Origin of the sequence: Streptomyces sp. Inha503, from assembly GCF_047215865.1 — a bacterium.
Classification (GTDB): domain Bacteria; phylum Actinomycetota; class Actinomycetes; order Streptomycetales; family Streptomycetaceae; genus Streptomyces; species Streptomyces lycopersici.
On record NZ_CP178360.1, the window covers coordinates 7400276 to 7420847 of the forward strand.

Annotated in this window: 21 protein-coding genes and 2 pseudogenes; 17 read left to right on the plus strand and 6 right to left on the minus strand. The window is 69.1% G+C overall.

Annotated elements, in window-relative coordinates:
• Positions 1 to 365 precede the first annotated feature (365 nt).
• A complete protein-coding gene (locus ACJX2R_RS31235) occupies positions 366 to 647 on the minus strand; it encodes a hypothetical protein (protein WP_413102842.1) in 282 nt (93 codons plus the stop codon).
• 178 nt (positions 648 to 825) lie between these two features.
• Complete coding sequence (locus ACJX2R_RS31240; protein WP_413102843.1) at positions 826 to 1590, minus strand: serine/threonine-protein kinase; 765 nt, start codon at positions 1588 to 1590, stop codon at positions 826 to 828.
• Between the two features lie 556 nt (positions 1591 to 2146).
• Here ACJX2R_RS31240 and ACJX2R_RS31245 point away from each other — a divergent pair.
• Positions 2147 to 2545: a peptidase inhibitor family I36 protein gene (locus ACJX2R_RS31245; RefSeq protein WP_413102844.1), complete on the plus strand. Its 399-nt coding sequence runs from the start codon at positions 2147 to 2149 to the stop codon at positions 2543 to 2545.
• 112 nt (positions 2546 to 2657) lie between these two features.
• A complete protein-coding gene (locus ACJX2R_RS31250; protein ID WP_413102845.1) occupies positions 2658 to 2963 on the plus strand; it encodes a hypothetical protein in 306 nt (101 codons plus the stop codon).
• Positions 2964 to 3344: 381 nt separating this feature from the next.
• Here ACJX2R_RS31250 and ACJX2R_RS31255 read toward each other — a convergent pair whose 3' ends face one another.
• Positions 3345 to 3755, minus strand: a complete 411-nt coding sequence (locus ACJX2R_RS31255) for an ArsI/CadI family heavy metal resistance metalloenzyme (RefSeq protein WP_413102846.1) — start codon at positions 3753 to 3755, stop codon at positions 3345 to 3347.
• A gap of 80 nt (positions 3756 to 3835) precedes the next feature.
• Here ACJX2R_RS31255 and ACJX2R_RS31260 point away from each other — a divergent pair, with 80 nt between their 5' ends.
• From ACJX2R_RS31260 to ACJX2R_RS31275, 4 genes are read left to right on the plus strand one after another with little or no spacing between them, the layout of a single operon-like run.
• Entirely contained in the window at positions 3836 to 4237 is a 402-nt protein-coding gene (locus ACJX2R_RS31260) for an ArsR/SmtB family transcription factor (RefSeq protein ID WP_413102847.1), read from the plus strand.
• Entirely contained in the window at positions 4237 to 5358 is a 1122-nt protein-coding gene (gene arsB / locus ACJX2R_RS31265) for an ACR3 family arsenite efflux transporter (RefSeq protein ID WP_413102848.1), read from the plus strand. Before ACJX2R_RS31260 ends, arsB begins: the two co-directional genes overlap by 1 nt.
• Complete coding sequence (locus ACJX2R_RS31270; RefSeq protein WP_413102849.1) at positions 5324 to 5782, plus strand: arsenate reductase ArsC; 459 nt, start codon at positions 5324 to 5326, stop codon at positions 5780 to 5782. The genes arsB and ACJX2R_RS31270 overlap by 35 nt, the downstream gene beginning before the upstream one ends.
• A complete protein-coding gene (locus ACJX2R_RS31275; RefSeq protein ID WP_413102850.1) occupies positions 5779 to 6288 on the plus strand; it encodes an N-acetyltransferase family protein in 510 nt (169 codons plus the stop codon). Before ACJX2R_RS31270 ends, ACJX2R_RS31275 begins: the two co-directional genes overlap by 4 nt.
• Positions 6289 to 6331: 43 nt before the next feature.
• On the opposite strand, the gene ACJX2R_RS31280 is transcribed toward ACJX2R_RS31275, so the two are convergent.
• Entirely contained in the window at positions 6332 to 7198 is an 867-nt protein-coding gene (locus tag ACJX2R_RS31280; RefSeq protein WP_413102851.1) for an alpha/beta fold hydrolase, read from the minus strand.
• Positions 7199 to 7302: 104 nt separating this feature from the next.
• On the opposite strand from ACJX2R_RS31280, the gene ACJX2R_RS31285 reads away from it, so the two are divergent.
• The 7 genes from ACJX2R_RS31285 (at position 7303) to ACJX2R_RS31315 (ending at position 15847) form a co-directional block, all read left to right on the plus strand.
• Positions 7303 to 7782 (plus strand): CGNR zinc finger domain-containing protein, encoded by a 480-nt coding sequence (locus ACJX2R_RS31285; protein ID WP_413102852.1) that lies wholly within the window; start codon positions 7303 to 7305, stop codon positions 7780 to 7782.
• Between the two features lie 416 nt (positions 7783 to 8198).
• Positions 8199 to 8957, plus strand: coding sequence for a TetR/AcrR family transcriptional regulator (locus ACJX2R_RS31290; protein ID WP_413102853.1), 759 nt, complete (start codon positions 8199 to 8201; stop codon positions 8955 to 8957).
• Between the two features lie 6 nt (positions 8958 to 8963).
• Positions 8964 to 9665, plus strand: a complete 702-nt coding sequence (locus tag ACJX2R_RS31295) for a DUF3159 domain-containing protein (RefSeq protein ID WP_262700505.1) — start codon at positions 8964 to 8966, stop codon at positions 9663 to 9665.
• Between the two features lie 128 nt (positions 9666 to 9793).
• Entirely contained in the window at positions 9794 to 10465 is a 672-nt protein-coding gene (locus ACJX2R_RS31300; protein ID WP_413102854.1) for a GOLPH3/VPS74 family protein, read from the plus strand.
• 8 nt (positions 10466 to 10473) lie between these two features.
• A complete protein-coding gene (locus ACJX2R_RS31305) occupies positions 10474 to 10956 on the plus strand; it encodes a hypothetical protein (protein ID WP_413102855.1) in 483 nt (160 codons plus the stop codon).
• A 278-nt stretch (positions 10957 to 11234) separates the two neighbouring features.
• Entirely contained in the window at positions 11235 to 14195 is a 2961-nt protein-coding gene (locus tag ACJX2R_RS31310; RefSeq protein WP_413102856.1) for a BTAD domain-containing putative transcriptional regulator, read from the plus strand.
• 245 nt (positions 14196 to 14440) lie between these two features.
• Entirely contained in the window at positions 14441 to 15847 is a 1407-nt protein-coding gene (locus tag ACJX2R_RS31315) for an IS1380 family transposase (RefSeq protein WP_413102857.1), read from the plus strand.
• Positions 15848 to 15973: 126 nt separating this feature from the next.
• Here ACJX2R_RS31315 and ACJX2R_RS31320 read toward each other — a convergent pair whose 3' ends face one another.
• Entirely contained in the window at positions 15974 to 16126 is a 153-nt protein-coding gene (locus ACJX2R_RS31320) for a hypothetical protein (protein WP_413102858.1), read from the minus strand.
• Positions 16127 to 16278: 152 nt separating this feature from the next.
• Here ACJX2R_RS31320 and ACJX2R_RS31325 point away from each other — a divergent pair, with 152 nt between their 5' ends.
• Together ACJX2R_RS31325 and ACJX2R_RS31330 are read left to right on the plus strand one after the other, a co-directional pair.
• Entirely contained in the window at positions 16279 to 16419 is a 141-nt protein-coding gene (locus ACJX2R_RS31325; RefSeq protein WP_413106191.1) for a hypothetical protein, read from the plus strand.
• A 206-nt stretch (positions 16420 to 16625) separates the two neighbouring features.
• Positions 16626 to 16886, plus strand: coding sequence for a hypothetical protein (locus ACJX2R_RS31330; RefSeq protein WP_413102859.1), 261 nt, complete (start codon positions 16626 to 16628; stop codon positions 16884 to 16886).
• Positions 16887 to 17185: 299 nt separating this feature from the next.
• On the opposite strand, the pseudogene ACJX2R_RS31335 reads toward ACJX2R_RS31330, so the two are convergent.
• Positions 17186 to 17362 (minus strand): annotated as a pseudogene (locus ACJX2R_RS31335) (helix-turn-helix domain-containing protein); the annotation flags it as partial.
• A 426-nt stretch (positions 17363 to 17788) separates the two neighbouring features.
• Between ACJX2R_RS31335 and ACJX2R_RS31340 the strand changes: the two are divergent.
• Both ACJX2R_RS31340 and ACJX2R_RS31345 read left to right on the plus strand, forming a co-directional pair.
• Positions 17789 to 18107, plus strand: a pseudogene (locus ACJX2R_RS31340) (transposase); the annotation flags it as partial.
• Between the two features lie 715 nt (positions 18108 to 18822).
• Entirely contained in the window at positions 18823 to 20379 is a 1557-nt protein-coding gene (locus ACJX2R_RS31345) for a glycosyl hydrolase (protein ID WP_413102860.1), read from the plus strand.
• Positions 20380 to 20572 lie beyond the last annotated feature (193 nt).

A 20572-nucleotide genomic window follows, 5' to 3' on the forward strand; every position in this document is an offset into this window, starting at 1 on the left:
CCCCGCGTCAGATTTCGCGACGCACACGCCGAAATGGGGACGGCGCTGCGGAGTAATTGCACAACCACCGCCCGTTCCGGCTCCTCTCGGCCGATCAGCGACAGGTCGAGCGGCTGTGTCTCCTCCCGAAGGACAAAAGCGGTGGCTCCTTGATGAGTTACTCCCCGCGCCTGGAACGGTGACGGATCCTTATGGAACGAGAGCACGATGAGCCAGCTATCCGGGTTGGACTGGAGGAACGTACGGTATTCCCCTTCCCGTGCCGGCGCGAGGTGCTGTGGCACGAGGTCCACGGCCGTGTCTTCGAGGACTTGCCCGACGGCTTCGGAGTGACAGTGATGACCTTGGTCGGCTGCGGCTTCGGCTCACTGGCCGCGTGGGTGGGCGCCGTATCCTCTCCGCCGCCCGGGGCGGACGGTTCCGTGGCAGGAGGGGGCTGTGGTCGCGGTGCCGATGTGCTCGGCACCGGATGCTTCTTCGCCCGGTGCGGTCGGGGTGGGCGTAGGCGAGACGGTGGGCGACGCCTCACGGGCGTCGGCGCGCGAGCTCTTCGAGTGCGCTTCCTGCGACCCCTCATGTCCCGGGACGATGAAGGCGACCACGACTGAGACCACCGCCACCACGATCGCGGCCGCTCCCAGGACCATCGCTCGCCGGCCCTTCCGCTGATCGGTCTCTTTGACCGTACGCTGGGCCCCCGCGCCGAAACACCGTCAGCTGGTCCATGGGGCGACACAGCGGCCGATCGACCACTCCACCCCGCGCTCGACGCGATCAACTCCGCGACCGGATCCGGCCATTCTTCGGCCGGGTCATGCTCGCGAGTCACCTCTGCCACCCGCTCCGGGGAGGCCGGGCGTCAGGGCCCTTGTCGAGGCAGCGGTGTATGAGCTCGGCGAGCTCCCGGGCGTTCTCCGCCACCCGGTCGACGACAGCCGTGCTCGGCGGTTCGTAGATCACCCGGTGGATGACGCCCCCGGTCGATCCTTCGCCGAACGGCGCCTGGCCGGTCGCCGCGAGTGCCAGAACCGAGCCGAGTGAGAAGACATCCGACGCGGAGCCCACGGCCCGTTCGCTCGCCTGCTCGGGTGACATGTACGCCGGGGTGCCGACGTGCTGGCCGGTCATGGTGAGCGCACTGGCGTCGGCGGTATGGACCACCCCGAAGTCGATGACCCGCGCCCCGTCCGCACCCAACAGGACATTGGACGGCTTCAGATCACGGTGGACGATCCCGGCGGCGGCGATGGTGGCGAGCGCCTGCCCGATCTCGGCTGCCAGCCGCCACACGACGGGTGCGGACAGCGGACCGTGGCGGCGCACCGCCTCGTCCAGGCTGAGGCCCGGAAGGTACGCGGTCGCCATCCACAGATGCTCGTCCTCGTCGAACCCGGACCCGAGCAACTCGGCGGTGTACCGGCCGTGGACCCGCCGCACGGCCTCGACCTCGCGCTCGAACCGGCGGCGGAACCGGGCGTCCTCGGCGTACTCCGGCCGGATCACCTTGACGGCCACCAGGTCCCGGGCCGGGTACGCGGCCGACTGCGACTCGTCCGCGGCCACGGCGCGACCGAGGAACAGCCGCCCCATCCCCCACCACCCAACCGGGCCAGCACCCGGTAGGGCCCGATCGTCACAGGGTCGGCCCGGCGCAACGGCTGGGATCCGAGCCGTTCGAGATCGGCTGGGCTCAGCTCTCCGGTCCAGGGGTGGGCCGGGTCGGTCTCAGGCATGTGGAATTCCCGGTGATGTCCTCGGACTTCGCTCGGTCACGCACCACCGGCGTGCGCGATGTTGTTGAGCAACACGACGGCCGCACTGTGCTGCCCACCGACGGAGCCCCAGCCGGCGCGGGCCACCCGCGACGCAGCGAGCGCAGAGTCTTTGACCGTCGGCGCAATCTTTGCCGCTGATATGGGGTCGTCGTATGGCGAGGGCGGGACTCGGCCTGCGGTCCGCCTGAAAGCCCATCACGCGATAGATCCCAGCGGCACGCTTGTGGGGCGACGTCCCAGCAGGTCAGCGGATGGGACGTCCCGGGAAATCCTCAATCCGCCACGGTCCCTGCCGGACCCGCTGGATTGGCCCGCAGACTCGTCAGTGCGTTGTCGGAACGAGACAACGCATCCCAAGAAAAGGGGGATCCATGCGCCCTGTCAGGCATGCCACCTTCGCCGTGGCAGCTGCTTTCACCCTGGCTATGTCAGCCGCGTTCACCCTTGCCATGCCGGGAGCCGCAAATGCCGCTCCGAGCGCCTGGGGCGACGACTGTCCGTCCTCATACTTCTGTGTCTGGGACGGCTACAGCGGGGCTGGCCATATCTGCAAGTGGCAGGATGATTCCTACAATTGGTACGAGGAATGTTCGTGGGCCGACAGTGCATATCCGAAGTCGGTCTACAACCACGGCACTTCGGGGCTGGGAGTGCGTCTATACCGGTATCCGGCCATGCAGAGTGAGATTGGGGACTGCGTCACCAAAGGCAAGAAGGTCAATCTTGCGGGCAACTATTTCATCGGGTCGCACGAGTGGAACTGCTACTAAAATGCGCAGATAACGCGAGCCGAACGCCCTTATGGCCGTTGGTCAACATTGCCCGGCATCTTCGAGGAGCGGGCGGTGACTCCGCTTCAGAGAACCCGAGAAAGGAAAGGTCATGCGCGTCCGCTACGCTCTTGCGGCCGTTACCCTCGGTAGTGTACTCGTCATCAGCGCTCTGGCCTTGCCGGCTCAGGCCGACCAGCCCGCGCGAGTTGCGAAGACCGCGACATCCAGCACCACAGCGACGGCAAGCGGTGCTGCTGGTGACTTTTCCCCCACGGCGAGCTGGCACTTCTACCGGAGCTACTGGACTTACGGAGAGTGCTTGGACGCGGGGGACGCCACCGGAAAGACCTACGTATGCCTGGAGGGCACCGGAACCGACGGGAAGCTCAAGTACCACCTCTACGTGTGGTACTAACATCGGCCCCCGCCTTTCAACTGGGTCAGGACGTCGACTCAGCGAGTAGTCGGACGGCGCGCAGAAGGGCGGGACCCGGTGAGTGGGCCCCGCCCTTCTTGGTCATTGCGGTGGGCGGCTCACTCGGGGTCTTTGATGTCGTCGTCGGACTGGAGCCCTTGCTTGGAGGGCGGGTCGATGGTCCCGGTGGGGTTGGTGCAGCCGGGGACGCTGCCCTCGGGGGCGCGGTTGTCCGGGACGTCCTTGACGACCGTGTCGTTCAGGTTCAGCGTGCCCTGCTCGTTCGCGGCGCCGCCGCCGAAGTTGCTGCTGACGCCGCCGCTGACGGTGAGCGACTTCAGGGTGAGCGTGCCACCGGATACGACGGGCCTTGCCGACCCCCTACGCGTCCGCGGTGCCGAGTGCCGCGCTCTTGCTCATCTGGTCGGCGTCGCCCTTGACGACGTAGACCTCCCAGGGCTCCTTGCCGGGGCCGTGGACCCAGACCTTGTCCTGGAGGGCGTAGCAGCAGGAGGTGTCGTTCTCCTCGAAGGTGGCGAGCCCCGCGCCCTTGAGGCGGTCGGTGGCGGCGGTGACCTGGTCGGTGGAGGTGACCTCGACGCCGAGGTGGTCCAGCCGGGTCTCCTGGGTTGCCTCGCCTTCGATCAGGACGAGCTTCAGTGGCGGCTCGGTGATCGCGAAGTTGGCGTATCCGGGGCGGCGCTTGGCGGGTTCGACGCCGAAGAGCTTGGAGTAGAACGCCACCGAAGCGTCGAGGTCGGGCACGTTCAGGGCGAGCTGTACGCGGGACATGGCGAGGTCTCCCATCGGTTTGTATCGATGTTCTTCGATGCAACATTGCGCCTTGGATAGAAAAATGTCAACATAGAAGAATGTCGAAACAAGAGCTTGTGGTACTCGGCCAGGACGGCGTCGACGGCTGCTGCCCAGGGCTGCTGACCGCTCCGCTGGACGAGGCCCAGTCCGTTGAGCTGGCGAAGGTGTTCAAGGCGCTGGGCGATCCGATCCGGCTGCGGCTGCTGTCGATGATCGCTTCCCGAGCCGGAGGCGAGGTGTGCGTCTGTGACCTCACTCCGGCCTTCGACCTGTCACAGCCGACGATCTCGCATCACCTGAAGCTGCTGCGGCAGGCCGGGCTGATCGACTGCGAGCGCCGTGGCACATGGGTCTACTACTGGCTGCTGCCGGAGATGACCGACCGGCTCGCGGGTATCCTCACCCGCCCCACCGGGCAGCCTCTGCCCGAGTCCGCCGGGACGGCGGGGGACGCCTGATGGCCGCCGATCCCACGGCGTCTTCGGCCGCTGCGGTCGGTGCACGCCTGACGTTCGTTGATCGCTTCCTCGCGGTGTGGATCCTGCTGGCGATGGCGGCCGGCCTCGGCCTGGGGCGGCTCGTCCCCGGCCTGGGCGACGCCCTGGCGAAGGTGACCGTCACCGGCGTCTCCCTGCCCATCGCGCTGGGCCTGCTGGTGATGATGTATCCGGTGCTGGCCAAAGTCCGCTATGACCGGCTCGACACGGTCACCCGGGATCGGCGCCTTCTGGTCCCCTCGCTGGTACTGAACTGGGTTCTGGGCCCGGCGGTCATGTTCGCGCTCGCCTGGCTGCTCCTGCCGGACCTGCCGGAGTACCGTACGGGCCTGATCATCGTCGGCCTGGCCCGGTGTATCGCCATGGTCATCATCTGGAACGACCTGGCCCGCGGCGACCGCGAAGCGGCCGCCGTCCTCGTCGCCCTGAACTCCGTCTTCCAGGTGATCGCCTTCTCCGCGCTCGGCTGGTTCTACCTCACCGTGCTGCCCGGCTGGCTCGGTCTGGAACAGACCGGTCTCGATATCGGCGTGTGGGAGATCGCCCGCAGCGTGCTGATCTTCCTCGGCATCCCCCTGGTTGCGGGCTTCCTCACCCGGCGCCTCGGCGAGAGGGCCAGAGGCCGGGCCTGGTACGAGACGAGGCTCATCCCGCGCATCGGCCCATTCGCCCTGTACGGGCTGCTGTTCACGATCGTCGTCCTGTTCGCCCTGCAAGGCGACGCGATCACCTCACAGCCGGTGGACGTGGCGCGGATCGCGCTGCCGCTGCTGGTGTACTTCGCCGTGATGTGGGCCGGGTCCATGGCGCTGGGCAAGGCCGTGGGCCTGGACTACCCCCGCTCCACGACACTGGCGTTCACCGCCGCGGGCAACAACTTCGAACTCGCCATCGCCGTCGCCATCGCGACCTTCGGCGCCTCCTCCGGGCAGGCCCTGGCCGGAGTCGTCGGCCCGCTCATCGAGGTCCCCGTACTGATCGGCCTCGTCCACGTGGCCCTGGCCGCCCGCCGCTACTTTCCCCAGCTCACCGCCGCGACCGCCGAGCATGCGCCCGCCCAGGAAGGTGTCGCCCGTGTCTGACCCCCAGAGCCCCGAGAAGCAGCCGTCCGTGCTGTTCGTCTGCGTCCACAACGCGGGCCGCTCCCAGATGGCCGCCGCCTTCCTCACCCACCTCGCGGGCGACCGCGTCGAAGTCCGCTCGGCCGGTTCGGCGCCCGCCGAGCACGTCAACCCGGCCGTGGTGGAAGCCATGGCGGAAGTCGGCATCGACATCGCGGCGGAGATCCCGAAGGTGCTGACCGCCGAAGCCGTGCGGTCCTCGGACGTGGTCATCACCATGGGCTGCGGCGACGCCTGCCCCTACTTCCCCGGCAAGACCTACCTGGACTGGAAGTTCGACGATCCGGCCGGGCGGGGTGTCGAGGCGGTGCGGCCGATCCGTGACGAGATCCGGGCCCGCGTTGACGGCCTCGTCGGCGAACTCACCGCTGGGGGCCGCGGATGACCCCGCACGTCGAGACGATCCGCGTCACCGGACTGACGGCCGAGCACGCCGATGAGGTCCTGGCGATCTACCAGCTCGGCATCGATGAAGGAAACGCCACCTTCGAGACCGCCGCACCCCGCTGGGAGGCCTTCGACACCGCCAAACTCCCGGATCACCGGCACGTCGCGGTGGACCACGACGGACGCGTGCTCGGCTGGGTCGCCGCCACAAAGGTGTCCGACCGCTGCGCGTACGCCGGTGTCGTCGAGCACTCCGTCTACGTCCACCCCGCCGCGCGCGGCCGAGGGGTGGGTCTCACTCTTCTGGACGCGTTGATCGCCACCACGGAAGCGGCTGGCATCTGGACCATCCAATCCGGCATCTTCCCCGAGAACACCGCCAGCCTCGCTCTGCACCAGCGCGCGGGCTTCCGTGTCATCGGCACCCGCGAACGCATCGGCCGCCACCATGGCGTATGGCGTGATGTCCTCCTCATCGAGCGTCGGAGTGCGCGGATTTCCTGACCCGAAGCAAGAACCGGGCTCAGCGTCATTCGGGTAGCGGCCCTCAGCCCAGCACCCGCCCGAGGAAGCCGCGCAGGTAGCCCGCGACGACGTCCAGGTGGCTCTCCAGCAGGAAGTGTCCGCCGTTGATCAGGTGTATCTCGGCGTCCTTGGCGTCGCGGGCGAAGGCTCGCGCCCCGGCCGGGCCGAAGATTTCGTCGTTGCGGCCCCACACGGCGAGCACCGGGACCTCGCTGGTGCGCAGGAACTCGTGGAGCAGCGGGTAGAGCGGGCGGTTGTTCTGGTAGTCGCGGAACAGCGCCAGCTGGACCTCGTCGTTGCCCTCGCGGGAGACGAGGGCGAAGTCGTGCTCCCAGGTGTCCGGGCTGACCAGGCTCGGGTCGGGCACGCCGTGCACGTACTGCCAGCGGATGGCGTCGATGCCCAGCGCGGCGCGGACGGCGGGTTCGGTGGCGGGGCCGGGGTCCGCCCCGTAGGCCCAGACGTCGGTCCAGAACGACTCGACGAAACCGTCCTCGTAGCCGTTGCCGTTCTGGGTGACGAGGGCGGAGATCCGTTCGGGGTGCCTGAGCGCGAGGCGCCATCCGATGGGGGCGCCGTAGTCCTGGACGTAGAGGGCGTAGCGGTCCAGGCCCAGTTGGTCGAGCAGCCCGGAGGTGATGTCGGCGAGGGCGTCGAAGGTGTAGGTGAACTCGCCTACGAGGGGGGCGGCGGAGTGGCCGAAGCCGAGGTGGTCCGGCGCGATGACGTGGTAGTCGTCGGCCAGCAGCGGGATGAGTTCGCGGAACATGAACGAGCTGGTCGGGTAGCCGTGCAGCAGGACGATCGCGGGGGCGTCCGCGGGGCCGGCTTCGCGGTAGAAGATCTCGTGGCCGCCGATGGTGGCGGTCCGGTGGTGCACCGAGCTCATTTATAACCCCTTTAAGTGCTCGATCTGGTTAGTTCTTCGCCATGCAAGCACGAGCTGAGCTAACCTGTCAAAGGATTCAGTCTGGTTAGATGGGGTGACACCCGATGGACGAGCTGCTGGACCTGCTCAACAGCAGGCCACTGGTCAACGGCGAGGAACGGGACGCGCTCGGCGACCCGGCCGGGGGCAGGCGCTGGGCGCGGGAGCGCGGCGGTGAAGGCAGCCTCGCGGAACTGGCGCTGCTGCGCGAAGCACGCGACGCCCTACAGCGCGTAGTGCGCGGAGAAAGCTCGCCCGCCGCGTTGAGCCCGCTGCTCGAAGGGGTCCACCAGATTCCGGAGATCACTTCGGATGGCCTTCGGTGGACAGTCAGGACTCCCCCGCACGCCCGGCTGGCCGTCGAGGCGGTCCTTGCCTGGGCCGCCACCGAGGAGCGACTGCCCGGCCGACTGCGCCCCTGCGCCAACGACCAGTGCCAGCTGTTCCTGCTCGACCGCAGCCGCGCCAACCGTGCGCGCTGGTGCTCGATGGCTGTCTGCGGCAACCGCGAAAAGGCGCGCCGCCACTATGAACGGACCCGCTGACCCGGTCCCCGCGCGCCTCCCACTCTTGTGGCTCCCCCTGTAACCGCTACCTGCTCCGCCACGGCCACCGCCACCGCTGCTGCCGCCGCCACCGCTACCTGCTCCGCCACCGCCACCGCTGCCGCCACCGCCATCGCCGCCACTGGTCCTGATGGGTCGTCGCCGGGCGGAGAGGGATCTTGTGAGGGCTGTCCCTCCTGTGAGCGACACGCGGGTGACCGCCGAGTGGGGACGACTCCAGGACGCGGGATCCGTAGCGTCTGAGCCGGTCGCGACGGTGATTTCGGGCTTGCCTCCGACCCCGAGAAGCCCAAGTCGACGACCGAACTGAGGAGTTTGGGGGCCTCGCGTCTTGTTTGAAGCGTCACTTAGTGCCATTCTGTCGTTAAGAGACGCCCGACGGGAGGTGAGGTGCCATGGCCACGACGCGGAAGCGCGACGGGGGCGGGATGAGTGAGCGGCGCCGTGCGCGATTGCGGCTGGAGATCTCGAGGGAGGCGGCGCGTCTGTTCTGGGAGCAGGGAGTGACCGCCACGAGCGGCGCTCAGATCGCGGAGGCCGTGGGCCTGTCCACGCGCACCATCTGGCGGCACTTCCGCAGTAAGGAGAGCTGTGCCGAGCCGATCGTCATGCAGGGCGGCGTCACCCTGATGAGCGTGTTGCGCGGCTGGCCCCGGCAGAGCTCCCTCGAAGACCATCTGGCCACGGAACTGGCCAGGTTCCATCACGAGGAGCCGCCCGTCGATCTTGCCGACGAGATGCTCGCGATGAAGATGAGCCGGCTCGCCGACACCGAACCGGCGCTCCGCACGGCCTGGCTGATGGCCTGCGACCAGACGGAACGGGAGCTGTGCGCGATCATCGCCGACCGTCTTGAGCGCCCGGCCGGTGATCTGGAGGTGCGGCAGCACGCGGCGGCCGCCGCCGCGGTCGTACGGGTCCTCGAAGAGCACATCGGCGCCGCCATCCTCGCCGGCGCGGACCTCACGGAGTTCACCGACGTGGTGGCCGTCTCCCGGCGTTTCGCCCATGCGATCCGCACGGCTACCGGCGGAGTCGACGCCCGTCATCCGCGTGGGCAGGGGAGCACCGAGCAGCCGGTGGCCCAAGAGCACCAGCCTCCGTCAGCCGGTGCGGACGCAGCCATACAGACCAAATGCCTATCTGGTGAGTGATTTCCCATGACTGAACCTCAGCCCATACGCACCGCCGACCCGGCGCCCGGCTCGCACGGGCCGGGCAGGCCCCCGGAGGGCCGGGCGAAGCAGACACCGCTGGAGCAGATGGGCGGCACCACGGGCCTGGTGTACATGATGCTGCCGGTCGTGGCCTTCGTGCTCGCCAACGCGTCTTACGGGCTGACCGCCGCCATCTGCACCGCCGTCGGCGTCTCCCTGGCCATCTCCGTGCTGCGACTGGTGCGCAAGGAATCGATTCAGCCCGCGCTCTCCGGCCTGTTCGGCGTCGCCGTCGCCTCGTTCGTCGCCTGGAAGACGGGATCGGCCAAGGGCTTCTTCCTGACGGGCATCTGGGGCAACGTCGCACTCGGCGTGCTCTTCCTGCTCTCGGTCCTCGTACGCCGGCCGCTGGCCGGAATCGTCTGGGGCTCGCTCAACGGCACCGGCACCGCCTGGCTCAAGGACAAGCCCTCGCGCCACTACTACGACATCGCCACCCTCACCCTGGTGGGCGTCTTCGCCGCCCGGGTCGCCGTACAGCAGTGGCTCTACGAAAAGGACGCCACCGGCTGGCTCGCCTTCACCAAGATCGCGATGGGCTACCCCCTTCTCGCTCTGGCCTTCCTGGTCGTGCTGTGGGCGGGGCGCCGCTCGGGCAAGCGACTCACGGCCCTGGCCGGACCGCGGCCCGCGCGATCGGCCTGACTGCCTGACCGCCGACCCCGCCATGACCGCCGACCCCGCCATGACCGACGACCCCGCCAGACCGACGACCCGGCATGACCGCCGAACTCGCCATGACCCAAGCCCCTGTTGGAGCCCTGAGGAGAGAAATGGACCAGTCCCTGCCCAAGAGCCAGTCCCTGCCCCAGAGCCTGTTCCTGCTCTGCTACACCGTGGACAAGGAGAAGTTCGAACTCACCAACCTCCAGGGCCGCGGCCAGTTGCTGCGTGCCGCGGCACTGACCGTGCTGACCCTCGACGGCCTGCTCAGCGCCGCGGGAAAGAAGGTCGTCCGGCTGCCCGCAGAGCCGCCGAGCGATCCCTTCCTGGCCGAGGTATGGCGCGACGTACCCGCGGAGAAGCCCAAGAGCTGGCTTTCGCTCGTCCACAACAAGGCGCACACCGCCGAAAAGCCCATCCGCGAGCAGCTTGCCGCGACGGGTGCGGTCACGATCCGGCACGAGAAGCGGCTGGGGCTGCTCGCCGTCGACCGGGTCATCGTCAACGATCCGCAGCGGGTACTGGCCATGCAGGAGAGGGTGCGCGACGCCGTGCTCCGCGGGCCCGATCCGGCGGCGGTCCCGATGGAGGAGCTGACCATGGCCGTGTTCGCGGCCGAGGTCGAGGTGACCAGCGTGTTCTCCGGTAAGGAACGCCGTGAGCACGAGCAGGCGCTCAAGGCCCTCGCCGCACATTTCGACGATGCCGTACCCGGTCTGCGCAAGGCGCTGCGCGACTCGTACCTGTCGAGCAGGGCCGTCGGAGGCGGCTGGGGCGCATGATCGCCGAGATGGACCGCCCCGTGTCGGCGAGCGCGTTGGCTTCGGCCCTGGCCACGCTCCAGGAGCGGCATCCGTTGCTCGGGGCGGCGGTTGACCGCGCCGCGTCCGCGCCCGAGGCCGTGTACCGGGTGTCCGAAGGCACGATCCCGCTCGAGACAGCCGCCGACGGCACCCCATGGCAGGCCATCGTCGCCGTCGAGCGGACGCGGCCGATCCCCCCGGTACCGGGGCCCCTCGCACGCGCCGTACTCGTCCCACGGGAGCCGAGCTGCGCCATAGTGCTGCCCTCGGGCGATGTTCCTCGCAGGCAGGAGGACCTCCTCGCCCACGTCGGCGCGGCGCTCGCCCACGTCGGTGCGTCGGCGGACGGCGACGCCGCCGCGGCCGACATCCAGATCACCAACCTCGGAGTGGCGTGCCCGAACGGACAGAGCCCGAGCGGGCAGAGTCCGAATGGACAGAGCCCGAGCCGACAGAGCCCGAGCCGATAGAGCCCGAGCCGATAGAGCCGGAGCCGATAGAGCCCGAGCCGATAGAGCCGGAGCCGACAGAGCCCGAGCCGATAGAGCCCGAGCCGATAGAGCCGGAGCCGACAGAGCCCGAGCCGATAGAGCCCGAGCCGACAGAACCTGAGTCGGCAGAGCCCCAGCGGGCTCTCCGCTCTGTGGGGCCCCGCACAGATCACGCAGTTGCGAGGCGAGCACATTCTCGGTGTCGCCACGACCGGCGGGCGGCTACGGATGACAGAGCGCACCCACGACCCGGTCCCGTGAACGCGACCCGCGCGGATTCCCTGCGTTTCGCGGTGCTGGGGCCGGTCAGGGCCTGGCGTGGCACGCATGAGCTGGATCTGGGTTCGCCGCAGCAACGCGTGGTGCTGGCCGCGTTGCTGCTGCGGCGCGGGCGGCCGGTCACGGTCGCCGAACTGGTGGACGCCGTCTGGGGTGATGAGCCGCCGCCGGCGGCCGTGTCCGTGCTGCGCACCTATGCGTCGCGGTTGCGCAAGGTGCTGGAGCCGGGGCGGGACGCAGGTGAGCCCCCAAGGGTGGTGGTCTCGGCCGCGGACGGATATCTGGCGCGGGTACCGGAAGGTTCGGTGGATCTGGGTGTGTTCGAGCAGCGGGTCGCCGAGGCGAAGAAGCTGCGGGCCACGGGGGCGATGTCGGCCGCCGCGGATCTGCTGCGGGCCGCGCTCGACGCGTGGGAGGGGACACCGCTGGCCGGTCTTCCCGGTCCGCTGGCCGAGGCCGAGCGTTCCCGGCTGGCCGAGGAGCGGCTGGCCACGCTGGAGACCTGTCTGGAGACCGAGGTCCGGCTCGGGCGTCACAGTGAGGTGATCGCCGAATTGGCCGCGCTGACCGGTGAGCATCCGCTGCGGGAGCCGCTGTGCCAGCTTCTCATGCTGGCGTTGTACCGGTCCGGACGGCAGGCCGAGGCGTTGGCGGTCTACCGCAGGACGCGCGGCACCCTGGCGGCCGAACTGGGCATCAACCCCAGTGCGTCACTGCGGGAGCTGCACGGCCGCATCCTGACCGCCGACCCCACGCTGGACCACACCTCGACGGAGACGGAGACGGAGACGACGGAGCCGGATACGGAGGCCGAGCCGTGGGTGTCACTGGCTGCCGGGCATCTTGCCCGCCCCGCGCAGCTACCCGCCGACCTGACCACTTTCACCGGCCGTGAAGCCGAACTAACGCAGATCCAGGCTCTGCTGCCCGGCGTCCCCGGCGTCCCCGGCGTGCCCCGCGTGCCCCGCGTGTCCGGCGTAGCCGGCGACGGGACGCCCCCGGCCACGGTGCTGATCAGCGCGATCGGCGGTATGGCGGGCGTAGGCAAGACCACCCTGGCCGTGCATCTGGCCCACCGGCTCGCCCACCGCTACCCCGACGGACAGCTGTACATCAATCTGCGCGGTTTCGACCCGACCGGCTCGGCCATGCCCCGCGCGGAGGCCATCCGTATTTTCCTCGGCGCGCTCGGCGTCCCCTCGCGGCGGATACCCGCCCACCTCGACGCCCAGGCGGCGCTGTACCGCAGCCTGCTCGCCAACCGGCGGATGCTCCTGCTCCTCGACAACGCCCGCGACGCCGAACAGGTCCGCCCCCTGCTCCCGGCCTCACCCGGCTGCCTGGCCATCGTCACCAGCCGCGACCAGCTCACCGGCCTGATCGTCTACGAGGGGGCGCGTCCGCTGACGCTGACCCCGCTGACCCGGGCCGAGGCTCGTGACTTCCTGGTGCGCCGCGTCGGAGCCGAACGCCTGGCGGCGGAACCCGAAGCGACGGACGAGATCATCGCACGCTGCGCCGGGCTGCCCCTGGCCCTCGCCATCATCGCCGCCCGCGCCATTGCCCACCCCAGATTCCCGCTCGAAGCCATCGCCAAGGAGCTGGGCGACAGCCGGCGCAGTCTTGATGCGTTCGCCGGGGGCGAGCCCGCCACGGACGTACGAGCCGTCTTCTCCTCGTCGTACGAGGCCCTGTCCGCTCCGGCCGCCCGGCTGTTCCACCTGCTGGGCCTCCACCTCGGCCCCGACATCTCCGCACCCGCCGCTGCCGCCCTCGCCGGGCTTCCCCTCCGCGAGACCCGCGGCCTCCTCGCGGAACTCACCCGCGCCCATCTGCTCACCGAAGACTCACGGGGCCGCTACGCCCTGCACGTCCTGCTGTGTGCCTACGCCGCCGAACGCGTCGCCACCGAGGAGACTCCACAAGAACGGGACCGGGCCACCGAACGGCTCCTGTGCTGGTACCTGCACACCGCCGACGCCACCTACCCCCACCTCACCCCCCACCGCCGCCGGGTCCCCCTCCCATCACCACCCCCCGGCTGCCACCCCCTGACCTTCGCCACCCACGACGAGGCCCTCACCTGGTGCGAGGCCGAACGCCCCAACCTCGTCGCCGCGGTGCACCAGGCCGCCACGTCCCACCGGCCCCGCCTCGCCTGGCAACTCACCGCCGCCCTATGGGGGTTCTTCTATCTGCGCACACATCTGCACGACTGGCTCGACACCACCCGGACCGCACTCGACACCGCCCGCGACACCCACGACCGCGTGGGCGAGGCATGGAGCCTCAACGACCTGGCCGTCGCACTGACCGTGACTCACCGCTTCGACGAGGCCATCGACCACCTCAAACAGGCGATGACCCTCTGCCGGGACCTCGGGGACACCCCCGGCAGGTCCCAGGCCATGGGCAACCTGGGCAACACGTATCTTCAGCTCGGCCGGCTCGACAAGGCCGCCGAATACATCCGTCGCTCACTCGTCCTCGACCGGGCGCACGGCAGCGCCTGGGGAGAGGGCCTCGCCCTGGCCAAGCTGGGCGACATCTACCAGCGGCTCGGCCGCTTCGACGAGGCCATCGACCACCTGGAGCGATCGCTGACCATCCTGCGCGCCGGCGGCAACCGCTGGGGCGAGGGCGTCACACTCGACATCCTCGGCACCGTCCACCACCGGCTCCACCGCCACGACGACGCGATCCAGCACTACCGCCAGGCCCTCGGGGCACTCCGGGACATCGGCAACCGCCGGGACGAGGGCGAAACCCTCGGCCACCTCGGCGACACCCTGCTGGCCGCGGGCGACCCGGAAGCGGCCCGCACCAAATGGCGCCAGGCCCTCGCGGTCTTCGAGGAGTTCGGCCATCCCGACACCGAGGAGATCCGGGCGAGGCTCCGCCGCCTGGACGAATGCGGGCCGGACACGGGGGGCGCCTGAGCAGACGGCGAACTCGCGATTGTCGGCACAACCTCGGAGCGGGTCGAAGCCTGTCCAACGAACGCCTGGGCGCCCTGCTCCAACGCGGTCCGAACCAGCTCGACTTGGGCGTCATCCAGCTTAGCCTCGATCCACCGGTCGATGGTGGGTCCAGTAGCCGGACATGAGGGCGCGGGTGTCATCTGACCTGGGGTGATGGGACTTCCTACAGTTCCGTTGCACCCGATTGAGAGAACACCCGCGAGATGCAATCTTCCCATGCCGCATCGACGGTCTCGGCCAGATTCGATGACCGGAACCTGGTCACGGACGCGGGGCTGCTTCCGGTGATGCGGCTTGCCGAGCGGGGGCGGCTGTCTGCGCTGGTCCGCGAGTCGGTAGGCATCTGCGGTGCCGGCAACAGCGGCGGGGCGAATCCGGCGGCGAAGGTGACCTCGCTGGTCGCGGCGATGTGCGCGGGGGCGGACAGCATCCAGGACGCCGGCCGGCTGCGGCACGGGGCCATGCCGCAGCTCTTCGACCAGATACGGGCCCCCTCGACGCTGGGCACGTTCCTGCGGTCTTTCACCCACGGCCACGGGCTGCAACTGCACGCGGTCCACCGCAGGTTCCTGCGGGAGGTGGCCGCTCACACCCCGCTGCTGCCCGACGCCGGGCAGGTCGCGTTCATCGACGTCGACTCCACCCACAAGCGGGTCTTCGGACCCGCCAAACAGGGCGCCCAGGTCGGCCGGTTCAAGGGCATCCGCACTCTGCACCCCCTACTGGCCACCGTCTGCACCCCGACCACCCGGCCGGTGATCGCCGCCGTTCGGCTGCGGCAGGGCAAAGCCGCCGACTCCCGCGGAGCCGAACGCTTCGTCACCGAAGCCCTGGCCACCGCCGGAGAGGCCGACTGCACCGGCACCCGCGTCCTGCGCGCGGACAGCCAGTTCTGCAACGCTGACGTGGTCGCCGCCTGCCGCCGCACCGGAGCCCACTTCTCGATCACGGCCGGGATGAACCCCTCCATCAACCGGGCCGTCGCCTCCCTCGACGAAACTGCCTGGCAGCCCATCCGCTACACCACGGCAGTCGTCGATCCCGATACCGGCGAGCTGATCTCCGACGCCCAGGTCGCCGAGATTCCCGCCTACACCGCCTACACCGCCTACACCGGCCGAAAGAAGGCCGAGCAGGTCACCGCCCGGCTGATCGTGCGCCGGGTCCGTGACCTGGCCAAACCTGCCACCGTCGGTGAGCAGGACGAGCTGCTCCCCGCCTGGCGCTACCACCCCCTCTTCACCGACAGCCCGTTCGGAACCCTCCAGGCCGAACGGCAGCACCGCCATCACGCGGTCATCGAGCAGGTCATCGCCGACGGCAAGGCCGGACCTCTGGCCCACCTGCCCTTGGGGAAGTTCAACGCGAACGCCGCCTGGCTGACCCTGTGGGCCATGTCCTACAACCTGCTGCGGACCGCCGGCGCTCTGGCCTCGGTCTTCCACGCGAAGGCCACCACCACAACCCTCCGCGCCCACCTCGTCCACGTCCCCGCCCGCCTGGCCCACTCCGCCAGACGCCTCACGCTCCACCTGCCCCGACGATGGCCCTGGCACGACGCGTGGATGCAACTGTTCGACACGATCCACCGCCCACCCGACCCAGCCTGACCCCGCCGTCCACCCGCCCCACCGGGCACGACCGGAACCACCGTGGAAAAGCTGGGCAGACCAGCGAACACCCCCTGCCCACACCCAGCCAACGCCCCCCGGAACCACCCTGCAAAGCTCAGAAGATCACGCCAAACCGCCACCGGTGGATCGAGGCTTAGCCGTCGCGGCAAGTCCGCGGTGCTGGTCCGCGATGCCGTGGGCGTCCTTCGCTCGTCCGTCGAAGGAGATGCGCGCGTAGCAGACGACGCACTTGAGGGCGAGGGCCACTGCCGGCATCGCGTTGACCTCCGCCACTGAGGGCAGGTCCGTCGGGACCCCCGGAGTCCGCTGACTACCTCATCCGTGCTGCCACATCTCCCCCCTCAGAGTCGGCTTCTTGCCGTCGGGAGAGCAATCTGGACATGGGTGCTCCAGTAAGGTTCCACTCGATGAAGATCTCCCACGAGATCCGCGACCAGCACGGCGCCGACCTGTCGCTGTCGGAGGAGGAAGTGGAAGCCGGAATGGCGGAGAAATCCCGCGAGTTCGCGGACGTGGGCAACCGCGTGTATCTGCCGATGGCGGAGTAGCTCCTGCCCCGTGTGACCCCTGCGCTGCCCCTGGTCCGCTGGCCGGGGGCAGCGTCGCGCGAAGGGTGCCCTCAAGTACCGCTTGCGACTGAACCGTTGGCGGAGCGGATCCGTTGTGCTTCCGGAAGGGCAGCGGGGCGCCTTCCGGCCGGTACCGGCCGCTGCCCATGCAACCATCGAACCATCCATAGCTTGTGGGAGAACGTATGAAGTCCTGGCGCTCTCGAATCGCCACCGCCCTCGCCGTCGGCGCCGCAGCCATCACCATTCCGCTGACCGCGAGCCCCGCTCAGGCCGACCCCCCGCCGGCGGGTGAAGGCTGGGGCGAGCCGGTGGGAGCTGAAACGTACGACTCGTGGAGCGACTGCATGTACGATCAGGCCGTGAACGCGCCGGCCGGGGTCAAAGACGTGTGGTGCGATGGCGACGGCGGTCGCGACCAGTACACCGTCTATTACCGCTACTGACCCCCTGAGGCACCGCGCAGGTCGGCCATCCAGGCGCGGTGCGCCCAACCGCCGACCCGGCCGCCCGCTCACGCACGTGAACGGGCGGCCTGTGCCTCCTTGATCCCCCCTCGATCCATTCACCGCCCAGGGAAACAGGGTCTGCCTGCCTGTTTCGGAGTGATCTTCTAGGCTGAGTGTCCCCCCGGAACGCTCCGGGGGGACACTCGGCTAAGCCTTGATCCACTGATCGGTCCGTTGTGGATAACGTCCGGGAAAACGAGGAAGTGCCGAGGACGCGCCCCAAAAACCCTCGGAGATCATTTAGAAACCACGTCGGTGGATTCAGGCTTAGGTGGCCGCCCGGTGGCCGGACGCCGCCGCAGTGCCTCAACCCCGCCCTGCTCCCACAGGCGTTTCCACCGGCGCACGCTCTCAGGGTGGATCCCCACCATCCGTGCAACCACGGATGAAGAACGTCCTTGCTCGAACAATTCGACCGCGCATGCGCCGGGCCTCGGCCAACTGCGGCCGCGTCAGCGGCAGAACGGAGACGTCGGGGCGGCCGGGGCCGGAGCCGCTCCCTTCCGTCGGGTCCGGTCGAGACCCTACGGCGGAAGCAGGCGAGGAGCGTCCGGTGGGAGCCGGCGGTCCTCGACCACCGGACGCCGAGCCGGGACAGGAAGCCGGACACTCGCGGCACCGGGAGCCGCCCCCTGTCGGCTGCACAGATGACACGGATGGAAGCCAAGAACAGTTCAGCGCGTTGGGGTGGGCTCGTTGGACCGCCCGTGGGATCAGTGAGCCGTCGGGAGCCGCCGTACGACGACTTGGTGTGCGTGATCGCAGAGCTTCAGGTTGAATCGGCAGGTGCGGTCCGAGCTTGCCGACGTCCGGGCGGAGGCCGACACCCCCCCACCACAGGCGACGGATCGCCGCAGTTCCTGGAGGTCCGCCACCGTGTCCACGCCCGCGTTGAGGACCGCATCCGCTGCGGCAGGACCACCGGATTCGGCCGGTTCCCCTCCCGCCACTTCGGCATCAACGCCGTGTGGCTGGAGCTGTCGCTGACCGCGATCGACCTGCTCGCCTGGACCCGCACCCTGGTGCTGGACGGCGAACTCGCCGACGCCGGACCGAAGAAACTCCGCTACCGGCTACTGCACGCCGCCGCCCGCACCGCGTTCGCCCGTCTGGCGGCTTGCGGTGTGCACCGGATTGCCGTGGCGCCCCGGTGTGTGACCGCCCGGTCCGCCGCGGACCGCATCGAGCCCACGCGAGACCATGTGCCGACACGCTGAGCAAAGTCTGAAAGTGGCCGAGTATGAGCAGCCTGATCTGCTGCAACAGCCCTTGTTCGCGTGGACGGTGGCCGCAAGCGTCGCGGTACTCGTCATTGGCCGACTGGTGGTGTGGGGCAGCGGTGGACCGGAGGGTGCGCAGGAGCGGGCCGTCGGTTTGGACAGCGGGGGCCCGTTGCCCTCCGCCTCACCGGAAGGGCCTCCGAAGGCGGGAGGTGACTCCGGTGGTGTTCCCCAGGGTGTGGTGCTGATCAGGAACCGGAAGTCCGGCTTCTGCGTGGATCTCCCCGGCAAGGGGAAGGGGCGGCCGGACGGCAGGGTGCAGGACGATCCCGGCGGTGAGGCGTCGGACAGCGACAACCAGCGTGTCAAGGACGGACAAGACGGGCCCGGGCGCCAAGCTCAGGCTCTTCACGTGCGGCGATTGCGACGACCACCAGTGGCGCTTCGTGAAGAACTGAGCCCACGTCGGCCGCCGATCAGCTCTGATCAAGCACAGTCCTCATCTGATGAACCGTTTGCTCCCCACATACGTCGTGCCTGCGCAGGCTACCCCTGGCTTGAGAGGCTGATTTATGCGCGTGAGATCACTTCGATCACTTGCCCCACGATCACTTCGATCGCTACTGCTCGCCTTCCTCCTGATCGCCGTCGGCGTGACAGCCGCGTCTGCGGCGGTGTTCCAGGGCTCTTCCGGCAAGGACAAGGACCAGGTCACCGGGGTAGCGGCAGCTGGTGACGCGGAGCACACCGTCACCGTGCGGAACGGGACGAGCAGCCGTATCTGGGTCGGCGCGGGGGTCAATGCCGACGGCTCGGCCCAGCTCACCGGGCTGCCGACGCTGGACCCGGGCAAGTCCGCCACCATCACCATCCCCGAGCGCTCGGACGCCGGGCACTGGCGCGGCAAACTCTTCGCCCGCCAGGGCTGCTCCGGGGAGAGTGGCAGTACGTTCCACTGCGAGGTGGGCGATTGCGGGCCGTACGCTGACCGCTGCTCCACCGGTGAACAGCCGGTCAGCCTCGCCGAGTTCAACTTCGACACGCGCGACAAGTCGGCACCCTGGTACAACGTCAGCTACGTCAACGCCGTCTCGACGCCCATCACCATCAGCCCCGATGGAGTCAAGCCGCCCGAGAACGGCGACGAGTGTTCCGATGTGGGCTGCCCCACAGATCTGCTGGCCGTCTGCCCGCCCGAGAACCTGACCAAGGCCCAGGGCACGGGTAAGCCGCTGGTGTGTGTCAACCCGAACCGGGACGCGAAGACCGCCTACAGCGACGCGCTCACCAAGAAGTGCCCCAAGGCGTACGCATGGTCCAAGCACGACGCGGAGGGCGGCAACCAGGTCGTGCGTCAGTGCAGCAAGTGCAGCGGCCTGACCGTCACCTTCCATGGCAACGGCGCTCCCGAGAAGCCCAAGCCGGACCCCAAGCCCGACCCCAAGCCCAAGCCCAAGCCCGGCCATGGCGACAAGTCCGACCCCCTCAAGGGCGTCGGCGTCAACGCCGAAGACGGCGCCGCCCAGGCGCTGAAGAACTCCGGCGTGTCCTGGTACCACAACTGGACCTCCTCCACCGGCAAGGTCGCCAAGCCGAAGGGCGTCGAGTTCGTCCCGACGATCTGGGGCCCCGGCTCGGTCAACGACGCGGAGCTGGGCAAGGCCGCCAAGGAGGGGAAGAACCTCCTCACCTTCAATGAGCCCGACTTGTCCTCGCAGGCCAACATGTCGGTCGAGCAGGCCCTTGACCTGTGGCCCCGGTTGGAGAATACCGGGCTGAAGCTGGGAGCCCCGGCGGTCGCCGCCAACGCGGACAAGCCCGGCGCCTGGCTGGACCAGTTCATGAAGGGAGCCGCGAAACGCCACTTGCGCGTCGACTTCATCCCGGTGCACTGGTACGGCTCCGACTTCAGCTCCGCCGCCAGCTACCAACTGGCCGACTACCTGGAGCGCATCCACGACCGCTACAAGAAGCCGATCTGGTTGACCGAGTACGCCCTCACCGATTTCAGCAAACAGGGCGCCTCCCGCTACCCGAGCGAGAAGGAGCAGACCCGCTTCATCAAGTGGTCGACGGAGGCACTGGGAGTCCTGCCCTACGTGAAGCGCTACGCGTGGTTCGCCCTCTCCAGAACCAAGTCCAACTCGACCGGCCTCTACGACGGCACCACCCCGAACGCCAGCGGTAACACCTACCGCGACGCGGGCTGATCCGTAGCAGCCCCTGGTGAGCGGCTGCTCGTATCGCAGAGGGACTCGCCGTGGCCCATGGCCCATCCCCGGGTCACGGCGAGCCCAAGGCCGGGCGGGAAATGGTTCAACGTCCGCCCACCGAGCCGGAGGCGGCGTACGGTCGCGGCGCGGAGTTGAGCTGTTTTGAACCGTTTCCCCACGGAGCCCGTTG

Excerpts from the sequence above, each read along its gene's own strand:
- ACJX2R_RS31285 (WP_413102852.1), top strand. The coding sequence starts at position 7,303 with ATGGACGAGCTGCTGGACCTGCTCAACAGCAGGCCACTGGTCAACGGC.
- ACJX2R_RS31245 (WP_413102844.1), top strand. The coding sequence starts at position 2,147 with ATGCGCCCTGTCAGGCATGCCACCTTCGCCGTGGCAGCTGCTTTCACC.
- ACJX2R_RS31290 (WP_413102853.1), top strand. The coding sequence starts at position 8,199 with ATGGCCACGACGCGGAAGCGCGACGGGGGCGGGATGAGTGAGCGGCGC.
- ACJX2R_RS31240 (WP_413102843.1), bottom strand. The coding sequence starts at position 1,590 with ATGGGGCGGCTGTTCCTCGGTCGCGCCGTGGCCGCGGACGAGTCGCAG.
- ACJX2R_RS31260 (WP_413102847.1), top strand. The coding sequence starts at position 3,836 with ATGTCGAAACAAGAGCTTGTGGTACTCGGCCAGGACGGCGTCGACGGC.
- ACJX2R_RS31315 (WP_413102857.1), top strand. The coding sequence starts at position 14,441 with ATGCAATCTTCCCATGCCGCATCGACGGTCTCGGCCAGATTCGATGAC.
- ACJX2R_RS31300 (WP_413102854.1), top strand. The coding sequence starts at position 9,794 with ATGGACCAGTCCCTGCCCAAGAGCCAGTCCCTGCCCCAGAGCCTGTTC.
- ACJX2R_RS31250 (WP_413102845.1), top strand. The coding sequence starts at position 2,658 with ATGCGCGTCCGCTACGCTCTTGCGGCCGTTACCCTCGGTAGTGTACTC.
- ACJX2R_RS31325 (WP_413106191.1), top strand. The coding sequence starts at position 16,279 with ATGAAGATCTCCCACGAGATCCGCGACCAGCACGGCGCCGACCTGTCG.
- arsB (WP_413102848.1), top strand. The coding sequence starts at position 4,237 with ATGGCCGCCGATCCCACGGCGTCTTCGGCCGCTGCGGTCGGTGCACGC.
- ACJX2R_RS31275 (WP_413102850.1), top strand. The coding sequence starts at position 5,779 with ATGACCCCGCACGTCGAGACGATCCGCGTCACCGGACTGACGGCCGAG.
- ACJX2R_RS31320 (WP_413102858.1), bottom strand. The coding sequence starts at position 16,126 with ATGCCGGCAGTGGCCCTCGCCCTCAAGTGCGTCGTCTGCTACGCGCGC.
- ACJX2R_RS31305 (WP_413102855.1), top strand. The coding sequence starts at position 10,474 with ATGGACCGCCCCGTGTCGGCGAGCGCGTTGGCTTCGGCCCTGGCCACG.
- ACJX2R_RS31295 (WP_262700505.1), top strand. The coding sequence starts at position 8,964 with ATGACTGAACCTCAGCCCATACGCACCGCCGACCCGGCGCCCGGCTCG.
- ACJX2R_RS31280 (WP_413102851.1), bottom strand. The coding sequence starts at position 7,198 with ATGAGCTCGGTGCACCACCGGACCGCCACCATCGGCGGCCACGAGATC.
- ACJX2R_RS31270 (WP_413102849.1), top strand. The coding sequence starts at position 5,324 with ATGCGCCCGCCCAGGAAGGTGTCGCCCGTGTCTGACCCCCAGAGCCCC.
- ACJX2R_RS31330 (WP_413102859.1), top strand. The coding sequence starts at position 16,626 with ATGAAGTCCTGGCGCTCTCGAATCGCCACCGCCCTCGCCGTCGGCGCC.
- ACJX2R_RS31235 (WP_413102842.1), bottom strand. The coding sequence starts at position 647 with ATGGTCCTGGGAGCGGCCGCGATCGTGGTGGCGGTGGTCTCAGTCGTG.
- ACJX2R_RS31255 (WP_413102846.1), bottom strand. The coding sequence starts at position 3,755 with ATGTCCCGCGTACAGCTCGCCCTGAACGTGCCCGACCTCGACGCTTCG.